This is a genomic window from bacterium (genome assembly GCA_035505375.1).
In the GTDB taxonomy this organism is placed as follows: Bacteria; Hydrothermota; Tepidihabitantia; order Tepidihabitantales; family Tepidihabitantaceae; genus UBA2258.
Genome location: DATJQV010000054.1, coordinates 1 through 18,410 on the forward strand (window position 1 = coordinate 1; position 18,410 = coordinate 18,410).

Annotated in this window: 21 protein-coding genes; 10 read left to right on the forward strand and 11 right to left on the reverse strand. The window is 62.0% G+C overall.

Annotated elements, in window-relative coordinates; all coding sequences use genetic code 11:
• Positions 1-142: 142 nt before the first annotated feature.
• From VMH22_08875 to VMH22_08890, 4 genes are all read left to right on the forward strand, one after another.
• Entirely contained in the window at positions 143-331 is a 189-nt protein-coding gene (locus VMH22_08875) for a hypothetical protein (GenBank protein ID HTW91807.1), read from the forward strand.
• A gap of 734 nt (positions 332-1,065) precedes the next feature.
• Positions 1,066-2,463, forward strand: coding sequence for a PQQ-binding-like beta-propeller repeat protein (locus tag VMH22_08880; GenBank protein HTW91808.1), 1,398 nt, complete (start codon positions 1,066-1,068; stop codon positions 2,461-2,463).
• Between the two features lie 9 nt (positions 2,464-2,472).
• The gene (locus VMH22_08885) at positions 2,473-3,159 is read left to right on the forward strand and encodes a hypothetical protein (GenBank protein ID HTW91809.1); all 687 of its coding nucleotides are present in this window, start codon (positions 2,473-2,475) and stop codon (positions 3,157-3,159) included.
• Positions 3,160-3,162: 3 nt separating this feature from the next.
• Positions 3,163-3,732 carry a hypothetical protein gene (locus VMH22_08890; protein ID HTW91810.1) on the forward strand — a complete coding sequence of 190 codons (570 nt, stop codon included), beginning with the start codon at positions 3,163-3,165 and terminating at the stop codon, positions 3,730-3,732.
• Between the two features lie 215 nt (positions 3,733-3,947).
• Here VMH22_08890 and VMH22_08895 read toward each other — a convergent pair whose 3' ends face one another.
• On the reverse strand, positions 3,948-4,763 hold the full coding sequence (locus VMH22_08895; protein HTW91811.1) for a carbohydrate ABC transporter permease: 816 nt from the start codon (positions 4,761-4,763) through the stop codon (positions 3,948-3,950).
• A gap of 168 nt (positions 4,764-4,931) precedes the next feature.
• Positions 4,932-5,885, reverse strand: coding sequence for a sugar ABC transporter permease (locus VMH22_08900; protein HTW91812.1), 954 nt, complete (start codon positions 5,883-5,885; stop codon positions 4,932-4,934).
• Between the two features lie 208 nt (positions 5,886-6,093).
• On the opposite strand from VMH22_08900, the gene VMH22_08905 reads away from it, so the two are divergent.
• The 3 genes from VMH22_08905 to VMH22_08915 all read left to right on the forward strand — a co-directional run bounded on the left by VMH22_08905 (position 6,094) and on the right by VMH22_08915 (position 8,756).
• Positions 6,094-7,374 (forward strand): DUF763 domain-containing protein, encoded by a 1,281-nt coding sequence (locus VMH22_08905; protein HTW91813.1) that lies wholly within the window; start codon positions 6,094-6,096, stop codon positions 7,372-7,374.
• Positions 7,375-7,377: 3 nt separating this feature from the next.
• Positions 7,378-8,346 carry an RsmB/NOP family class I SAM-dependent RNA methyltransferase gene (locus VMH22_08910; protein ID HTW91814.1) on the forward strand — a complete coding sequence of 323 codons (969 nt, stop codon included), beginning with the start codon at positions 7,378-7,380 and terminating at the stop codon, positions 8,344-8,346.
• Between the two features lie 146 nt (positions 8,347-8,492).
• On the forward strand, positions 8,493-8,756 hold the full coding sequence (locus tag VMH22_08915; GenBank protein HTW91815.1) for a hypothetical protein: 264 nt from the start codon (positions 8,493-8,495) through the stop codon (positions 8,754-8,756).
• On the opposite strand, the gene VMH22_08920 is transcribed toward VMH22_08915, so the two are convergent.
• Together VMH22_08920 and VMH22_08925 are read right to left on the reverse strand one after the other, a co-directional pair.
• A complete protein-coding gene (locus VMH22_08920; protein HTW91816.1) occupies positions 8,719-9,396 on the reverse strand; it encodes an RNA methyltransferase in 678 nt (225 codons plus the stop codon). The two genes, VMH22_08915 and VMH22_08920, sit on opposite strands and share 38 nt — an antisense overlap.
• Entirely contained in the window at positions 9,393-10,118 is a 726-nt protein-coding gene (locus VMH22_08925) for a class II aldolase/adducin family protein (GenBank protein ID HTW91817.1), read from the reverse strand. The genes VMH22_08920 and VMH22_08925 overlap by 4 nt, the downstream gene beginning before the upstream one ends.
• Before the next feature lie 103 nt (positions 10,119-10,221).
• Between VMH22_08925 and VMH22_08930 the strand changes: the two genes are divergently transcribed.
• Together VMH22_08930 and ndk are read left to right on the forward strand one after the other, a co-directional pair.
• Positions 10,222-10,869: an FMN-binding protein gene (locus VMH22_08930; GenBank protein HTW91818.1), complete on the forward strand. Its 648-nt coding sequence runs from the start codon at positions 10,222-10,224 to the stop codon at positions 10,867-10,869.
• A 41-nt stretch (positions 10,870-10,910) separates the two neighbouring features.
• On the forward strand, positions 10,911-11,315 hold the full coding sequence (gene ndk, locus VMH22_08935; protein ID HTW91819.1) for a nucleoside-diphosphate kinase: 405 nt from the start codon (positions 10,911-10,913) through the stop codon (positions 11,313-11,315).
• Between the two features lie 129 nt (positions 11,316-11,444).
• Here ndk and VMH22_08940 read toward each other — a convergent pair whose 3' ends face one another.
• From VMH22_08940 to VMH22_08970, 7 genes are all read right to left on the reverse strand, one after another.
• Positions 11,445-12,857 (reverse strand): aminotransferase class V-fold PLP-dependent enzyme, encoded by a 1,413-nt coding sequence (locus VMH22_08940; protein ID HTW91820.1) that lies wholly within the window; start codon positions 12,855-12,857, stop codon positions 11,445-11,447.
• Between the two features lie 42 nt (positions 12,858-12,899).
• The gene (locus VMH22_08945; GenBank protein HTW91821.1) at positions 12,900-14,309 is read right to left on the reverse strand and encodes an aminotransferase class V-fold PLP-dependent enzyme; all 1,410 of its coding nucleotides are present in this window, start codon (positions 14,307-14,309) and stop codon (positions 12,900-12,902) included.
• An 81-nt stretch (positions 14,310-14,390) separates the two neighbouring features.
• Positions 14,391-15,422, reverse strand: a complete 1,032-nt coding sequence (gene cysK, locus VMH22_08950) for a cysteine synthase A (GenBank protein ID HTW91822.1) — start codon at positions 15,420-15,422, stop codon at positions 14,391-14,393.
• A gap of 51 nt (positions 15,423-15,473) precedes the next feature.
• Positions 15,474-15,965, reverse strand: coding sequence for a hypothetical protein (locus VMH22_08955; protein ID HTW91823.1), 492 nt, complete (start codon positions 15,963-15,965; stop codon positions 15,474-15,476).
• A 51-nt stretch (positions 15,966-16,016) separates the two neighbouring features.
• A complete protein-coding gene (locus VMH22_08960) occupies positions 16,017-16,259 on the reverse strand; it encodes a DUF4177 domain-containing protein (GenBank protein ID HTW91824.1) in 243 nt (80 codons plus the stop codon).
• A 198-nt stretch (positions 16,260-16,457) separates the two neighbouring features.
• Entirely contained in the window at positions 16,458-16,817 is a 360-nt protein-coding gene (locus VMH22_08965) for a hypothetical protein (protein ID HTW91825.1), read from the reverse strand.
• A 123-nt stretch (positions 16,818-16,940) separates the two neighbouring features.
• Entirely contained in the window at positions 16,941-17,168 is a 228-nt protein-coding gene (locus tag VMH22_08970) for a hypothetical protein (GenBank protein ID HTW91826.1), read from the reverse strand.
• Between the two features lie 92 nt (positions 17,169-17,260).
• On the opposite strand from VMH22_08970, the gene VMH22_08975 reads away from it, so the two are divergent.
• The gene (locus VMH22_08975; protein ID HTW91827.1) at positions 17,261-17,935 is read left to right on the forward strand and encodes a hypothetical protein; all 675 of its coding nucleotides are present in this window, start codon (positions 17,261-17,263) and stop codon (positions 17,933-17,935) included.
• Positions 17,936-18,410: the final 475 nt, after the last annotated feature.

Below are 18,410 nucleotides of genomic sequence, written 5' to 3' on the forward strand. Positions count from 1 at the left end.
AAGTCGTCTCCGGACTCAGCACCGTCGACGCGATCCAACGCCGGATGACAGCTTACGTCCGTCTGCATGCACCTTTCACCTGCAATAGCCCCGATTTTCAACAGCATTGATGCCACGCTCCCCTCTCAGGTAAACTGGACCCATGGCGAAACGTACTGAGGATTCGCTCTGGTTTCCTGAGAAGCTGGGCATCAGGCTGGCCGATTTGCCAGTCAATAGTGAGGGGCGGATGACGAGTCGCTCGACGTTTCCGGCCGGAAGGTTCTGGCCCTTCATCCCGGCGCAAATGATGTGCGGGCGCTGGCACCGGGCGTGTACTTTGTGCGGATAGCGTAAGCGCAAGCTCAAGCACAATTGGTCCGCAAGGTCGTCAAACTGAAGTAGCCTTCCGCCTGCCGTGGCGAGTCAGACGGAGCCAGAGTCAAGGCTCTCCAGATAGCTCTCCGGGTAATGCTCTCCGCAATCTGCCCGATTGCTCTCCGAGTAATCCTCAGAGTAGCTCTCCCAATTCATCCCTGGATTGGTCTCCGGATCACTTCCTGAGCAATTCTCCGGGCAATTCCGGGAGCAATTCTCGGGACAGCTCTTCCGATAGCTTCCCGGGTAGCTCTCCGAATAGCGGGTAGGATAGCCTTCCGGGTAGACCTCCGATTAGCCGTCCGGGTAGCTCTCCGAATTGCTCTCCGAATAACCTCCATGGTAGTCCTCGGAATTGGCCTCCGGGTAAGTCGGAGAACAATCTCCGGAATAGCCGGGGGGACGGGGTAGGGGAGATGCGGAAAGAGTGAATAGTGAATTGAAAAGATAGAAGTTAGGAGATTTCCGGGTCGGAATCGCTGGGGACTTATAAGAAACTGGGATGTCATGACTTTCCTAAACAGTGGCCTTCGATTGCGCTCCGCTCCCGATGGAAGTAGGGGAGCGGCGGTCGACTTCGGACGAGGCAGTCCGGGTTCTTTCAGTGGACTTGGTCGAGTTGAACGCTTCTGAGCTGTGCAGCGCCAGCAGGTTCCATTATTGACACATCATCGGGTAGGCCGATAATCTGGACTCACTGGAGGTGCGATGAAGTCGAAGTTGCTGGTCTTTTCCGTCTGTCTGCTAGTTTTCGCAGGCTGCAATCGCGAGCTGCCGCCGACACTCGACCCAGTGCGCGGCCCGGCCCGGGTCGTGGTCGGACAGGTCGTTACTTGCACCACGAGAGTGCACACGCTTTCAGGCACACTCTTCGCCGTACGTTTTGCCTGGGGGGATGGCGATACGTCGGATTGGAGCGATTATTTTCCTGGCACGAAGGGCGCTACGGCTTCGCATGTCTGGCGCGACTCCGGGCTATTCGTGGTCAAGGCGCAGGCGCGCGACAGTTCAGGCCTGACTTCCGAATGGCTGGGCGGGCTGCGGCTTGAGGCCCTGGATTCGTCCATCGTGAAGTGGCTAGTCTATGTCGGCTCGGTCCGTGCGACCTGTCCGGCAGTAGGTCAGGACAAGACCGTGTACGTTGCCACCGACGCGGGTCTTGCGGCCCTGGACTCGGCCGGGCACGAGAAGTGGAGAGACGGCCAATTTGGCTACGACCACACGCCGGTTGTCGGCGATGATGGCAAGATATATCTGCTGGACAATAGGCTGCAAGTAATCGGCCAGGATGGCTCCGTGCTACAGACCGATTCTCTTGTTGACGATCGGCTATTGTGCCCGGCGCTGGGGCCGGACGGCGCCATCTACGCCAGTCGCAACGATACCTTAGTTGCATTGAACCGCGACGGGTCGCTCAGGTGGGAGTTCGCTGCGTACGGCTGGGCCCAAGGCAGCCCCGCGGTTGGTACCGACAGCAGTGTCTGCTGGGTATTGATGGCCCCGTCAGATACGCCGACGGTGCGAGTCTTCAAGCCCGATGGGACGCCGAAATGGAGCGCATCGGTCAACTCGCCACATTGGGTCAGTGCGGGCGAAGGCGGCTCTTTCGTCGTGGTTGCCGACAGCGGATTGTACACCTTTGACTCGCAAGGCAAAGTCATCCAGCAGCGTTCACGTGACGACGAGCTCTCCGGGCCGGCGGTGGTGGGGACAGGTTCGACGCTGTACACGGCGAACTACAATGGCCTCTTTGTCGATAAGCCCGACACTCTCGCTTCATACCAGATCTGGGGGTGGTATCTGTGTCAATCGGTGCTCCAGGATGGGTCAGGGAATCTCTACATGGGCGGCGATTCAATCGACCAAAGGAGCTATCAGAACTTCTACAGAATCACCTGTCGCGATTCGCGATGGGAGAGCAGGTGGACTATCGACGTTGAAGACATGGTCTATGCCAGCCCCGGGATCGGTCCGGACGGCACGGTCTACATCGGTACGCGCGACGGGTGGCTCTTCGCCTGCCGAGGACTGGCACCGCTGGCCGCCGCGCCGTGGCCCAAGTTCGGACGTGATTCTAGAAACACAAGCTGTGCGGCACCGCGCTAGGAGGTTCAGGTGAAACATGCTAAGGTCGGAAGACAGATGACTCTCAGGCTGCTAGTCGGGCTGTTCGTGGTTGCCGGAGCTGCCCAAGCCTTCGATTTGAGCCTGACGTTCATGCGCGACGTGCTGTATCAGCCGGAAAGAGACAGCGCGGTGCAGCCGGCAGCCGCTGCCGTGGGAGTGGGATTCAGATTCGGATCGATTGGCATGGTGCAGGCGCGAGTGGGCGGGTCCGGGTATTGGTATCTGGTCATGGATGAGGACGTGCAGGGCGGCTCCCATGCGAGGGACGCACTGAAGAGCGTTTGGGTGCAGGCCATCCCGGGCGTGCGGGTGCCATTGTTCCGTCAGTACCTTTCGGTCATCGGCGGTATCGGACTGGGCGGACGCAGCTCGGCGGAACGCCGTATCGACAACACCAGCAGCAGCTACGACTACCAAGACTGGCACGAGCGGAGCGTATGGGCTTTCGACCAGACATTCGTCCTGGGCCTGGAATTCGAGCTGTCCAGTCGCCTCGGTCTGGACCTGGAGGCCACCCGGGCCGGGTTCACCGCCGGCCGGGAGTCGAGACGGTACTACAGGACGTATCTGGACTACGCGGACCCGATCGAGGAAACGTACCAGGACTTCTTCCAGGCCGGTTGGCGGAGGACCGCTGCCACCGGTCTCGGTGTCGGGCTGCACGTGAAGCTCTAGCCTTTGCGACGTACCCGCATCTGTCTGCTTGCTGTCTGCCTGCTGGCCGCGGTACCGGCCTTGGCTGCGGAGCAAGGGAAGACGCCGGCGAGGTTCATCAAGGTTGATGCGCTGGACGTGGGCGAGTTTGTGCCGTTCGGGGACTGGGGCGCGGTATCGATACATCCCGCGTCGGTCACGTGCGTCATTGACCGCGTGCGGTTCGGGTTGTCGGCGTCAGATTCTTACGCGGCGGTTGATTACTGGGACGGCATTGTCATGTTGCCGGTCCACGTCGGTTACACCATCTTGTCCAATCCGAAGCCGACCTGGCGGTTGTGGGGCGCGGTCCCGGACGTGCACGTCGATGCCATCGGTAGCCTTTGGACGAGCAGTTGGTACAACCTGTCGCCGAGGGATTGGCAGTTCTCTCCGACGGTCGAGGTCGCGGCCTGTTGCGACGGGGACTACTATGGCATGGGCGCCGGTCTGCGGGTTGGCGCGTACAAGAGCGCGGCCCTCGGGTATCACCAGCACAGCGGAATCTTCGCCGAGCTCCGCCTGCGTGCTCTGGCCTTCAGCATCGGATTCTGAGGACAGGGGGCAGGGGCCGGGGATCAGGGGTCGGGGGTTGACGAACCCCGCCAAATCTGCGTAATCTGCGGATAGTCCGTTCGGAGACGTGGCGTTCTTAGCGGTCTTGGCGGTTATCCCATTTTCGATGGACGATTGACGAGTGCCGATTGTCCGGACCCTTTGTGTCTTGGTGTCTTTGTGGTGAGACTCCGGTTCGGTCCTGGCGGCCTGCCCTATTCCTTGAGTCCGGAGCGGGCCTGGGACTGGATTATCTGCTTCTGGGCGGCGAAGAAGAGAACAATCAGCGGGATGACGGCGAGTGTGGTTGCGGCCATGAGCAACGTGTAGTTGGTCTGCTGCTCCCGGGAGAAGTAGGCAAGACCGACCTGCAGGGGTCGTATCTTGTCCGAGTTCGTGACGATCAGCGGCCAGAAGAAGGAGTTCCAAGAGGCGATGACATTGAAGACCGTGATGGTCACGAGCGGCGCCTTGCAGAGCGGTAGCACGACCTTTGTCAGGGTGGTCCAATCGGAACAGCCGTCGATGCGGGCAGCATCGAAGAGGTCCTGCGGAAGCTGGCGGATGTGCTGCCTCAGGAGGAAGATTGCGAAGATGTTGACCGTCCACGGCACAATCATGGCTGCATAGGTGTCTATCCAGCCGAGCTTGTAGAGCAGCGTGTAGGACGGCACCAGGTAGACCGGCAGGGGTATCATCATCAAGGCAAGGAAGCCCATGAAGAGCACTTCGCGGCCGGGGAAACGGAACCGGGCAAAGGCGTAGGCGGCCATGATGCCGGTCGCGAGCACGCCAAACAGGCTGAGGGCCGCGACGAGGACCGTGTTGAGCATGTAGCGCAGGAGCGGAATCTCCTTGAAGACCTCGGTGTAGTTCGAGAATTGCGGGGAGGCGGGCCACCACGCCGGCGGGAACTTGAGCGCCTCCATCGGCGTCTTAAGCGAAGTCGAGAGCATCCAGAAGAACGGGAGTATCATGGCAACGCCACCCACCACTAGCAGGATATGTATCGGGAGGGTGCGGGGCTTCATCGGCGGAAGCACGAATGACGAAGTCCGAATGACGATTGAAGATCGAAGGACCGAAGTCCGAATGCCGGAGACATCTGTGTAATTTGCGTAATCTGTGGATTACTTTCTCGGTTCCGTCCTGTCCTGATCATCTGCGTCATCTGCGTAATCTGCGGTTACTCTCGTGTCTCATCCGTACTGCACTCGCCGTTCGAGGAAGACTCGCTGGAGGATGGTGAGCGCTAGGATGATGAGGAACGCGAAGAAGGCGATGGCAGCGCCGTAGCCGAGCCGCCAGAGTTCGAATGAGGTCTCGTAGAAGTAGTACATGACCACCTTGGTCGTGGAGAGCGGGCCACCGGCGGGCGGGCCGGTCATTATCCAGACCTGGGCAAAGGTCTCAAAGGCGCTGATACAGGACATGATGAGGACGTAGTAGGTCGTGGGTGATATGAGCGGCCAGGTTATCTTGCGGAACATCGCTCCCCGGCCCGCGCCGTCGATGCGCGCCGCCTCGTAGTAGGACTTGTCGATGTTCTGCAGTCCGGTCAGGAAGATGATCGTGCTGTATCCAATGCCCTTCCAGATGCCCATCATCACGAGTGAGAGAAGCGCGATTGAGGGGCCGCGCAGGGTAGACGGTAGATGCACCGACGGACCGGCAATGAGCTGAAATAAGCCGCGCGGGTCCTGAAGCCAGCGGATGCCCGAGATGTGAAACCATGAGAGGATGTAGTTAAGGAGTCCGCGGTCGGGTTGCAGTATCCAGCGCCAGACGACCGACACCGCGACGATCGAAGTGACGACCGGCAGGTAGTAGACCGTGCGATAGACGCCGAGGCCGCGTATCTTCTGGTTGAGCAGGATGGCGACAAAGAGCGAGATGAAGAGTATAAGCGGGACTTCGAACAGGACGTACCAGCCGGTGTTGAGAAGCGACTGCCAGAAGACCGGGTCGCGCAGGACCGCCGCATAGTTGCCGAGGCCGACAAAGGCGCGCGCGCCGGCCATGCCCCAGTCATACAGGCTCATGCGGACCGACAGGATTATCGGGATGACGCGGAAACCCACCAGGATGATCAGCGCGGGTAGCAGCCAGGCGAGGCCGGACATGGCTTCTCTGGTACGGCGATTCACGGCCATTCAGGCCGAGTATAGCAGTAGCTGATGAGTGGTCAAGTGGTCGAGTGCATATGTGAGGCCTCGGGAAAATGGGGACAGTCCAGAGGGGACACGTCCACGGAGCGACGCGAGGAACGCGTCGCGGATGTGTCCCCAGCGCCAGGACGCGCGGTACAGCCCCCGTCTTCCCTGTGCTTGCGCTTGGGCTTGTGCTCCGTAGACTCTACTCGTGAGACGCGGAGTCGCGATGATGCCCCTGCACTGGGGCAAAGCGCCGGCGTGGCTGTTCCAACGGATGGTGAAGCTGTGCCGGGCTGTCACTGAGATAGTGGTCACGGACTACGGTCCGATGGAGCTCTTGCGCAGGTTCTCGGACCCGGTATGGTTCCAGAGCTTCGGGTGCGTGCTCGGGTTCGACTGGCACTCGTCAGGCGTGACCACGACCGTGTGCGGAGCGCTGAAGGAGGCGGTGAAGGGACAGGAGGAGAACCTCGGTCTGTATGTCTGTGGAGGCAAGGGCGGGGCCTCGCGCAAGACACCGGCGGAGATTACCGGTTTCTCCGAGCGGTTCAGCCTGGATGGCGACGTGCTCGTGAAAGCCAGCCGGCTGAGTGCCAAGGTCGACTCCGCGGCATTGCAGGACGGGTTTCAGATATACCAGCATGTATTCATCGGCACGACCCAGGGGAGCTGGGCAGTAGTGCAGCAGGGGATGAACACCGACACGCGCTGGGCGAGGCGCTATCATTGGCTGTCGGAGGGTCTTGAGAGCTTCATCTCCGAACCACACGAGGGGATTGCCTGTGATCACGTGGGCAAGCCGCTGAACATGGTGGCCTCTGAAGCCGATATTGCGAGGCAGGCCGTGACGGCGATATCGCAGCGGCTGCCAGATGTGACGGTCAAGGAGTTCGAGCGCGTGCGCGCTCTGGCCATGCCGGAGCAGCACCCGGTCGGACTGGGAGATGTCAGTCCGAAGTACCTGCAGAAGGCGCTCGTGGGCACCTACGAGAAGCCGCCGCAGGACTTTTCCGCGCTGCTTCTGCAACCCGGAGTCGGACCGAAGACGATACGCGCACTGGCTCTGATTGCCGAGGTGACACACGGCGCGCCGTTGAGTTTCCGCGACCCGGTTACCTACACGTTCGCGGTCGGCGGCAAGGACGGGTGGCCCTACCCGGTTGACCGGAACGCATACGACCGCTCGGTCGCTTTCCTCGAAAAGGGAATACGCGAGGCGAAGCTTGGGAACAAGGATAGGCTTGATGCCTTGCGGAGATTGGATAGTTGGTCGAGAGCGGTTGGGGCAGGCGAAGTCAGAAGTCAGATGTCAGATGAGAGATGTAAGACGTCAGAGGAGCGGCGAAGAGAGGACGAAATCAGAAGCGAGAAGCTAGAGTCTAGAGCGCAGAATTGCTCCTCACCTCATCCCTCTCCTTCAAGAGGAGAGGAAGAGCGGAGCGCGGGTGAGGAGACGGCGGGTGGTGAGCGTAAAGCGGTAGGCGGATAGCGGATGCCGACGCGCAGGTTCCCTCAGCCGTTCATCGACCGTTACTCGCAGTTCATCCCCGACTTCGACGCCTTCCTGGATGCCATGCAGCGCCCGCTCAGGCGGACGTTCCGGGTGAATACGCTCAAGGCGACACGGGACCAGGTGCTTGACTTGATGGCCGATCTGAAGCCCGAGCCACTGGCGTGGTATGAGCTCGGGTTTAGCCTGGCGCGGGACATGACCGAATCCGGCTCGGGGGATTCGGATCGTGTCCCAAGCACCAGCCTCGGCAAGCGGATCGAGCACTTTATTGGGCTTATCTACGTTCAGGAAGCCGCTTCCATGGTGCCGCCGCTGGTCCTGCAACCCCAGCCCGGCGAGCGCGTATTGGACATCGCTGCAGCGCCCGGCTCGAAGACCACCCAGATGTCGGCGATGATGCAACACACCGGACTCATCATTTCAAACGACCCTGCGCCCATGCGCGTGCGCGGTCTAATCGGTAATATCGACCGCGCCGGATGTCTGAACGTAGCGGTGTGTCGGATGGACGGTGCAAGCCTCGCCAGGATGGTCACTGGTACTTGTGATCGGGTTCTGGTTGATGCTCCGTGTTCTTCCGAGGGAACCATCAGGAAGTCGCCTCAGGCTTTGGACCGATGGTCGGTTGCCGCCATCGAGCGCCTCACTTCGATTCAGAAGCGGCTGATCGTCGCCGGCTACCTTGCGCTCAAGCCGGGCGGTGTAATGGTCTATTCGACCTGCACCGTTGCGCCGGAGGAGAATGAGTCTGTGGTGGCGCACTTGCTGGACCGGCAACCGGAAGCCGAGATCCGTCCCGCTGAACTGCCCGGCCTTGTCACGCGGCCCGGCTTGCGGGAGTGGGAGGGAGCGGAGTACCCCGAGGCAGTTGGTTCATGCCGGAGGATACTGCCGCAGGACAACGATACCGAACCATTCTTCCTCGCCCTGATACGGAGGCCATCCTGAATCGAAGAGTTCGGGAGCTCTGCGAGCGGTTCGGCATTCCAATAGAGGTGTTTGATCGGTTCGAGGTGACGGAGGAGCAGGAGACGGTCTTTGCAGGCACGCCAGAAGTCATGGAGTTCGACGCAGTGAGGCCGATGCGGAGAGGCATGAGACTGGCGAGGATCTACCCACACTCAGTCAAGCCGACTACATTCGGCATGCAGGTCCTCGGCCGGCACGCGACGCGGAATGCCATCGAACTGGATGACGAGCAGGCGAAGCGGCTCATCAACGGGGGAAGCTTGATTATCGATGTCGATGCCGAAAACGGGTTTGTCCTGCTCCGGTGGCGTGGCTTCGCCGTCGGAGTTGGCTTCTACAAGCGGCCAGTTCTCAAGTCCCAGATTCCCAGATTCCGTCCGGTGGAATAGCTCGGGACAGAGGGCCTGGGGACTCCGATCCGTCCAGCCAGTCGCCGCGACGCAGAGCCTCGTAAAGCACTATAGCCGCAGCGGTTGCCACGTTTACTGAGTTCTTGTATCCAAATACCGGGATCTCGATGACCGCGTCACAGGCTCTCAGCGCGGCCTCGGAGACGCCGAGAGCCTCGTTGCCGAGCACCAGCGCCACGGGGAAGCTGTAGTCGAAGCGGTGGTATGGCGGTGCGCCTTTGGCAGTCTCTACTCCAACGATCTGGATTCCCCTGGCTCTGAGGTCGGCCAGCGCTGCCAGGGTGTCGTCGAATCTTCGCCATGGAACCGAGTCGGTCGTGCCAAGCGACGTCTGCTCAAGTTTGTGGTGCGGCGGGTATGCGGTGTAGCCGCAAGTGATGACCTCGGCCGCGCGGGCAGCGTCGGCGAGTCGGAAGATGGAGCCTACGTTGAACGCGCTCCGCAGATTGTCGAGCACGATGTGGATGGGGCGGCGGGTAAGCTTGGCGAACTCCTCGGGCGGAAGTTCCGAGTCCCGGGTCTTTACTTCGAAGAACGTCTCGATACCGTCCGGGGCGGGTCTTCCCTTGAGAGAGCGACCAGGGTGACGGAGCGGACCTTGAGTGCGGGCACGCCTCATTCGAGGCGGGCTGCCTTGCGGCAAACCTTCTGCTGAGCAGGGGACAGGCCCGCGTGAGAGCCGATGCTCAGCGCGATCTGGGCTGCTTTCTCCGTCAGTTCGACAAGGTCGAGCGCAGACGCGGCGGTCCGACCGACCGCGACAATCCCATGCCCCGGCCAGACTACGGCTGAGTATCGCTCAAGCGCGTTGGCAGTGGCGCGGCCGAGTGACGAAGTACCCGGCGGCAGGAACGGGACGGCCGTGAGCCGGTCTTGAAGCAGAATCGGCGCCTCGGTACAGGCGGAGAGAAGCAGGCGGACGAGTTTCTTGTGGTCCGGGCACCGGTGGGTCAGGCCGATTAGAGCGGTCGGGTGGGTGTGAACTACGACGCGGTCGTGGTGCCTGAATCTTGCCAGCATGTCGTGTACCGCGACGTGGGTTGGCAGTTCAGTCGACGGCTGCGTACCCTTCGGCACGACCGAGTAAGAGCGGTCGCCGGCACCGAACGTGAGGAGGCAAAGACCCTCGGTAGGATTGCGCGCAAGGTCGCGCATGCGAGTGTTCGCCCGTTTGACAAGCATCGAGCCGAGAATGGGGCCCTCACTCAGCCTGATTGAGATGTTGCCTGCGTTGGCCTCGGCCCAGCCACGGCGCGCGAGTTCGCTCGCAACCGTGGTGATGTCGTCGGCGTGCGGGCCCACGGCCTTGTATAACTGTGTGGCGGGAGTTCTGGTATTCATGACAGTTATGATATTGCCGTCACCGTGGTTCCGTGTCAAGCCGGTCGTCCGTCCCGGTGAGGACGTTGACTTGCGGTCCGTCTTTGCTAGAACTATCCCGCCTATGACCAGCGAGACTAGAGGACTGGCCTCTGTGGCTGCGGCGTTGCTCTGCTTCGCCGTCACCGGCTGCGGCAGCAGGCAGGCGCCGAAGTCAGTGCCGGTGCAGAATCCAGTGTCGCAACCAGCACCGGTGGCGCCGCCTGTCGCAAGCCCCACAGTAGCGGCAACCCCTCCTACCATCCCGGCCAAGTCCGCGCTTGCACCGCCTGTTCCCGAAACAGTCCCGACCATCGTCAGGAAGGCCTTTCCGGCGGCCGCATCGGCAAGGCGTTCTCCCAGGCCGTTTCCCCATCAGGTAATCCGCGATAGTGCCGGACAGATCCTGGGGTATGAGGCCTTTTCCGACAGCGCCGGGGTCACGGCCAAGGGCTACGAAGGCGCGGTTCCGGTCCAGGTCTTCTTCGACCCGCACGGCAAACCCGTCCGCATCTACATCCTGAACAATCAGGAGAGCCCGGCGTACATCGACCTTGTGAGTCGCGGCGGGCTGCTTGAGAAGCTGCTCGCTTTCGACCCGGCTCAGCCGGAGAGTGTCGACGCGGTGACAATGGCGACCTTCAGCTCACGGGCCATAATCGCAGGTGTGACGGACCTGGCGAAGCTGGTCGCGAGTGAAATCGCGGTCAATCCGGATGCAAAGTCGCATTGACGCGCTGTCACATGATGGATAGAATAGCGGTCACGTAGACCATGGACTTCAACCAGACACTGCTGCTCGTCAAACCCGACGCGGTCGGAAAGCACCACATCGGCGAGATACTCGGCCGGCTGGAGACGGCCGGCTTCGCCGTCACCGGCCTCGTGATGCGGCGATTGAGCCGGGAAGAGGCCGAGGAGTTCTATGCGATTCACCGCGGCAAGGAGTTCTTTGCCGGGCTCGTGGAGTTCATGACTTCCGGGCCGCTGGTCGCAGTCCGGCTGGACGGGCCGGATGTCTGTCGCCGAGTGCGCGCCTTTGTCGGCCTGACCGACCCGAGCAAGGCTGCGCCGGGCACTATCCGGGCCGACTTCGGCACGTCGGTCCGTACCAACGCAGTCCACGCATCCAATCCCGATGAGGACGTCCGGCGGGAAGTCGCGTTCTTCTTTCCCTAGCCGGACGGCTCGCTCGGCCCGACCCCGTAGCCCTCGCGAAGCTGACTATGCTGCGACAGCTTTGCGCACCCCTGGGATAAGCTGAAGCGGGGCCGCAAAGCCCCGCTCGGGTCAATGGAGAAAAGCCGTTTATTCAGGCAGGCGTGGACTCAGGTTGAAGTAGTCAGCCGGGTTCAGTCTGGGCCGGCCTTTGGGCCGGCGTTCTCCGGTCCTGGGGTCGGCATCGTATTCGGCGTGGTCGCCACGGGCGACTGCTTCGAGGGAATCGCAGAACGCGTCCACGTCGGATTCGTCGTTGTAGAGTCCGAACGAAGCGCGCACGACGCCCGGCATGTCGGCCAGGCTGCCACAGGATGCGCCTTCGTACAGCCTCTCGGCTTCGACGTCACTGATGCCGAGCAGGGCGAAGATGTAGGGATGGGCACAGAACTGCCCGCAACGTGCGCCGACGCCGGCCTCGTAGGCGAGCACAGCCGCGACAAGCTGGGCCGGCTTTCCGTCCATGCTGAAGCAGATGGTCCCGAGGCGGTCCTGAAGGTCGTCGGTCCGGGTCTTGCCGTGAACCCTGATGCCCGGTATTCGGCTGAGGCGCGTGAGCGCGTACCGGGTGAGGTCGGCCTCGTGCTGCATGATTGCTTCCCATCCGACCGTCCCGAGAAGGTTGATGGCCGCGGCTATGGCCACGGCACCCACCACTGCCGGCGTGCCCGCTTCCTCGCGGCTGGGCAGGTCGCGCCAGACGACCGAGTGCGGCGTGACCAGGTCGGCAACCCCGCCACCGACCAGGGCGGGCTCGGACGGGCAGAGCATGGACTTGTCCCCGGCGAGGATACCCGCGCCGTACGGTGCGTAGGTCTTGTGCCCGCTGAAGGCGACAAAGTCCAGACGCTCCGGGTCGCCCCGCTTTCGCATGTCTATCGGCCGGTGCGGGGCGATCTGGGCCGCGTCGACAGCAATCCGTGCTCCGGCCTCGTGGGCGAGCCGCGCGAGGTGGTGGATCGGGTTCACCCAGCCGGTGACGTTTGACGCGCCGGTGACGGTCACCAGCGCGACCCGGCCGCGTAACTCCTTCAGCTTCGCCGCGAAGTCGTCCAGGTCGAGCGAGCCGTCCGGATTGAGCCCGGCCTGCACTATCGGTGCGCGCCGGCGCCAGGGCAGATTGTTGGAGGAGTGCTCCATCCGGGTCGTTAGAATGACGTCGCCCGGCTTGAACGGGAACAACGCAGCCAGCCGGTTCAGCGATTCAGTGGTGTTGCGGGTTATTATGACGGTGTCGTTCCTGGGGTCGGCCCCCACAAACCGGCTGATGATGTTGCGCGACTCCTCGTATGCCCACGAGGCGATCTGGCTCTTGAACCCGGTGCCACGGGCAACGTTGGAGTAGTAACGCAAGAACTCGTCCACCTTCTCGACTATCGGCCGGAACGTCGGGGTGCTTGACGCGTTGTCGAGGTTCACGTAGGTGCGGGTGCCGCCGGAAAGAAGCGGGACCTGGACGTCGATTCCCACGACCTCGGCGCGAAGGCTCTCGATGGGGTTCACGGTTTGCCGGCCGGTCTTCCTACCGATGCTCTGGCTGACGGCTCAACGCGGGTTCAGACTGAAGTAATCCTCGGGCCTCAGTCGTTCGTGTCCCGTTGGACGATACTCGCCCGTCCTCGGGTCGGCCTGGTAGGCGGCGTGTTTTCCCTGCGAGATTGCCGTGAGCGAATCGCAGAGCGCGTCTGCGTCGGAGCGGTCGTTGTACATGCCGAATGACGCGCGGACTATTCCCGGTACGCCGGCCATGTTGCCGAGGACGATCTGGTCGCGGATACGCTCGACTTCGCGCTGCCTGAGGTCAAGGAGTGTAATGACGTAGGGGTGCGCGCAGAAGAGCCCGCAGCGCGCGCCGACGCCGGCTTCGTGAGCCATGATGGCGGCCACCAGCGCATCTGACCGACCTTCAAGGTTGAATGCGATAACGCCCAGACGCCGAGACAGGTCCGTGGTTGAAGCGCTGCCGTACACGGTGACCCCGGGGATTTGTGACAGACGTTCGAGAGTGTGGCTCGTGAGTGCATCTTCGTGACGACGGATTGCGTCCCATCCGACCGACTCGATGACGGCGATGGCCGCGGCCAGGGCCACGGCCCCAACCACGCCGGGCGTGCCCGCCTCCTCGCGGCTTGGCAATCCACGCCAGACAATCGAGTCGAGCGTGACGAGGTCCACGACTCCGCCGCCGACGAGTGACGGCACCGGCGGATGGAGCAGGTCTTTGCTGCCGATCAGGACGCCGATGCCGTAGGGGGCATAGGTCTTGTGTCCGCTGAACGCAACGAAGTCAAGGTGCTCGGGGTCGTCGGGCTTGCGCATGTCTATCGGCCGGTGCGGTGCAACCTGTGCCGCGTCAATTACAATGTGGGCCCCGGCCTCGTGGGCGAGGCGCGCCAGTTCGTGCACCGGGTTGACCCAGCCCGTGACATTGGAGGCGCCGGTGACCGCGACCAGCGCGACCCGTCCGCGGTACTGGTTGAGCTTGGCCGTGAAGTCCTCGATGTCCAACGAGCCGTCGGCGAGTACCCGGGCGTGGACCACCTGGGCCCGCTGCCGCCAGGGCAGGTCGTTGGAGTGGTGTTCCATCGTGGTTGTCAGCACGACGCTGTCCGACTTGAATGGGAACAGCACCGCCAGCCGGTTCATGGACTCGGTAGTGTTACGGGTAAAGATAACCGCGTCGCGGGTTGGGTCGGCCTTGACGAACCGGGCCACGGCACGGCGCGACTCCTCGAAGGTCCAGGAGGCGACCTGGCTCTTGAACCCGGTGCCGCGGGCGACGTTCGAGTAGAAGCGCATGAACTCATCCACCTTGTTCATCACCGGCCGGAAGGTGGGCGTGCTGGAGGCATTGTCGAGGTTCACGAACTGACGGGTGCCGCCGCCCAAAAGCGGCGATTCGACTTCAATCCCGACAGTCTCGGAGCGCAGTTTCTCAATTTCAGATGCGGGCATCGCGGTTCCTTTCGTTCTCAGACACTGGTTTGGGCCAACCGGGTAGATGGCCTGGCACGGATGTCAACCGAACGGCACGGGCTAGTTGGCTGTCCGGAATTCGCAGAATGCGTTCTCGCAGTTCTTCTGGCACGTGCGGACAATCTCTTCTCGCTTGTCGGAATAGAGGTCGGTCGAGAAGTAACGTTCGGACCGGTCGGGCAGAACGGTGACGACGTTGGCCTCAGGTCCGAGTCTCTTCAACACGCCGATTGTCGCCAGCACGTTGGCGCCGGAGGAGACCCCGACCATCATGCCGTATTTCGTACTGATGTGACGCGCCATCGCGACCGCGTCCGAACCGTGAATGGCCTCGACCCAATCCAGCTGTTTCACGTCTACGATTTCGGGTATGAAGCCGTCGCCGATGCCGGCAATCTGGTGGACGCCCATGTCCCGGCCGCCGGAGAGGATCGCCGCCTCGGTCGGCTCGACCGCGACGATCTTCGCCGCGGGGTTGACGCTGCGCAGGCGCCGGCCGACGCCCATCAGGGTTCCGCCGGTGCCGATGCCGGCCACGAAGGCGTCGATGCGGATGCCGGCAAGTTGGCGCAGGATTTCGATCGCTGTGGTCTGATAATGGCAGTCCGTGTTGTCCTCGTTCTGAAACTGACGGGGCAGAAAGACGCGCGGGTCCTTGGCGGCCATCGCTTCGGCGCGCGCCCTCGCGCCCGCGAAGCTCTCTGCGGTCGGCGTCAGGCACAACTCCGCGCCCATGCTGGTCATGATCTTGCGGCGCTCCATGCTCATGTGTTCGGGCATGACGATGATGAGCTTGTAGCCTTTCACTGCACAGACCATGGCCAGACCGATGCCGGTGTTGCCGCTGGTGGCTTCGACTATGGTCGAATCGGGCCTGAGTTCTCCACGTTCTTCAGCCTTCTCGATGATGTAGCGGGCGATACGGTCTTTGACGCTGCCGGTCGGGTTCATGAACTCGAGCTTGGCATAGAAGTGCCAGGTTCGTCCTTCATGTTCGATCGCCAGATCCATCATCGGGGTGTTACCGATGAAGTCGAGGATGGACCGCGATATGCCGCAGGTTTCAGGCGATTGTCGGCTCAGGAATACCATCAGTGAGGATAGCAACCGAGGTCGCTCGGGTCAATTCAGGCTGAGCGTCGCCTAGAGGTTCTTCCAGCGTGCGAAGCGGAGGACCGCACGTGTCTCGATGAAGGTCCTGAAGTAGAGCAGGTCGCGTGCGGTAAGCGAGTGGTGGACTGCGGCGGCGAACTCCGGATTCCGCGGAGAAATGGCCATGTCGGCCGTACGCAGCGCCAGGTGTCCCAGCGTGTAGCCACAGACAACCGCCAGCAGGAGTCCGAACAGGTAATTGAACATGCCCAGGTCGAACGGCGCCACCTGATTGATGAGTGCCGCGATGAAAATGCCGAGCACGAGCAGGATGCCGCCGACGCCCCCGAACAACAGCGGGGCGGGTAACCGGGTCATGTTCATCAGCGGCCGCAGCAGGATGGATGTCGCGACGACCGCGGCGACCATGAAGACGGCTTCATAGAGAACGCGCGATAAATCCCTGGTGCTGCGGAGGAATTGGACGGCGGCGACGGTGGCTATGCCGCCAATCAGTACATAGTCAAGCCAGTTGAACTGCACGCTAAAGACCCGGCCGCGAGCACTGGCCCGTCCCGACGAGCGGAAAGCGGCCTAGGCGACCGGCCGCTTCATGAACAGAACGGCACGGGTGATGTTGCCCTCGTGGTTGGTTCCGTTAATAGTGTTGACCAGCTCCCAGCCCTCGGCGCCGAGCTCGGTGACGTACTTCTCGACGCCCGCCATCGTGTCCCTGGCCTTCTTCTCGCCGGGCACGTGTACGCCCCAGCGAGCCAGCGTTAGAATCGGGCTGAGGTTGATGTCGATCCAAACGAACTTATATTCCCATTTGGTCATCGGTTTGCTCCTTTCGGGTGCGAGATGGTAGCGGCAACCACGCGCATGTCAATTCAGGGTCGGGCCGGCAATCGGAACCGAGGCAAATCCGCGCCCGTCGAATGGAATCCGAGATCCACAGGGGTCGGGGGCGGGGACCGGCGGCCGGCACCCGGCGACCCGAGATTGGATGGCTGCCGTCAGGCGTCGACTGCCGCGTCAGGGAATGAACACGTGCGGGGTCAACGCCGTGCCGTCCCATGCCCACGTGACCGAACTGCCCGCGGTCCACTGGTAGCCGGCGACCACCACGCTGTCGAGGGTCGTGCTCTCCTCATCCTTGACCACGCACGTGAACCAGTAGTCCTTCTGGACCGCGTGCGGGGACGTGGTGACGCTGGAATCGGGCGGCACGACAATGCCCGAATCGAGCCAGCTACCGGTCGTGCCCATCCGCGTGTCGAAAGTCACGGCCTCGGAGTCGGTATTCGTGTAGCCGAAAGTCACGGTCAGGCCGGTTCCGCATATCGGGGCGATTACCAGCAGCCCGGCAAGCGCGATAAGCAATGTTCTCAGCATGCGGACATCCTAGCCTCGTCTTCTCACATGTCAAAACTGCCCAACGCAGATGTTGATGGTGGAACTCAGACAGGCTTCAAACCAGTGGCAACGGGTCGGGGAGCAGACAGCCGGCCGCGCGGGCTAACGGTGGGCAGAGGCCCGGCTCGGAATCACGTAGTGCTCGGGCTCATGCCGAACCCACGTGTGGCTGTCGCGGAGGGTTCCTTCCACCTCGTGGGCGACCTGAACCGCGTAGTCGGCCTCGGGCGGCAGGTGCTCGGCAAAGCCGGCGGTCCTGATGGTGTAGTCCTTCACCGGCTTCCACTTGCTCACCGGAGCGCTATCCATCGCGGGCTGGTCTGCGTTCACGATTGGATTCTAGGTCTTGCTGGCTGGGTTGTCAATCAGCAGGAGGGACCGTCGCGGCCAGGCCCGAATGTAGGCAAATGACGAATTCGGGCATGCGGACTTCAATCGTCATTGGCCTCGGCGGACTTCGTGTTTCGGACTCTCTCTTCCGGTCTTCGTGGCTCCAATGTCGGATTCAGGTTGGGACCAGGGACTGTCCGACGGCCAACGACCGGCGGCTCGCGGTGCGCGGTTCACAGCTATTCCAGCAACTTCTCGTTCAGTCGCTGCGAGTTGTGCTGATTATCAGGCTGTGGGCCGGCGACCAATCAGACATTACCTGCTGCTGCGAGTTAAGTGCCCTCACCGTAACCGGGTATGTGCCCGTGGCCGACCAGGCGTGGGATGCCGTCACCGACCTTCCGCTCGGCACCGACCAACTCCACAGGGACTTCTGTCCGTCGCCCCAGTCGAACTGGTATTGGATGGAGTCGCCGCTTGGCCCCGTGGTCGAGGCGGTGAAAGTGTACGTGAAGTCAGGCAGCCCGGAAGAAGGGCCGATGGGCGCCGACGGCGTCGTCGGTGCACCGGTCTTTAACCCCAGACGGCACGCCGGAAGCAGAAGAGCCACGACTAAGGCAAGAACTGCAGTTCTCGTTAGCTTAGAGTATCGGACAAACATGAAACCTCCATTTGAGACTTGCTGTGGTTGGGATACTCGCGGGTGTATCACTCGTCGTGCACCCGACCGGGTCAGGGACGGCTCGGATAGCATGGTCACAGCGTGATTCTAGAAACAGCGGACCGGTGTGTCAATCAGGAAGAGGGACTGGGGGAAAGGGATTGGGGGCGAGGGGTTAGGGGCTGGGGATTGGGGCCGGACAACAGCAGTGAGCGGCCAGTATCTATTTCCGCGCTGCTGCGTCAATCTGCAATCGGCAATCAACAATCTGAAATTGGTCGGACTCGGCTAATCTAAAATCGGAAATCCCTTGGTTTAAGGCTAGCGGCCGTGACGAAGCCGCCGGGCAATCTAAAATCGACAATCTAGAATCTGCAATGGGTTGGTGTCCCGAAGCTTCCCGGAATGGGGTGCCTGTCCCTAGTTCTTCCCTATTCTTCCGGAGAATCGAAACGACGCGGTCTACCACCTCGGTGAGCTTGGTCGGGACAACGGAGCCGACGCGGTACAGCACAATTGCGTTGTCAGCGGTGAATATGCGATTGGGCCGGATGTTGCTCTCGAGTCTGAGTCCGCCCTCC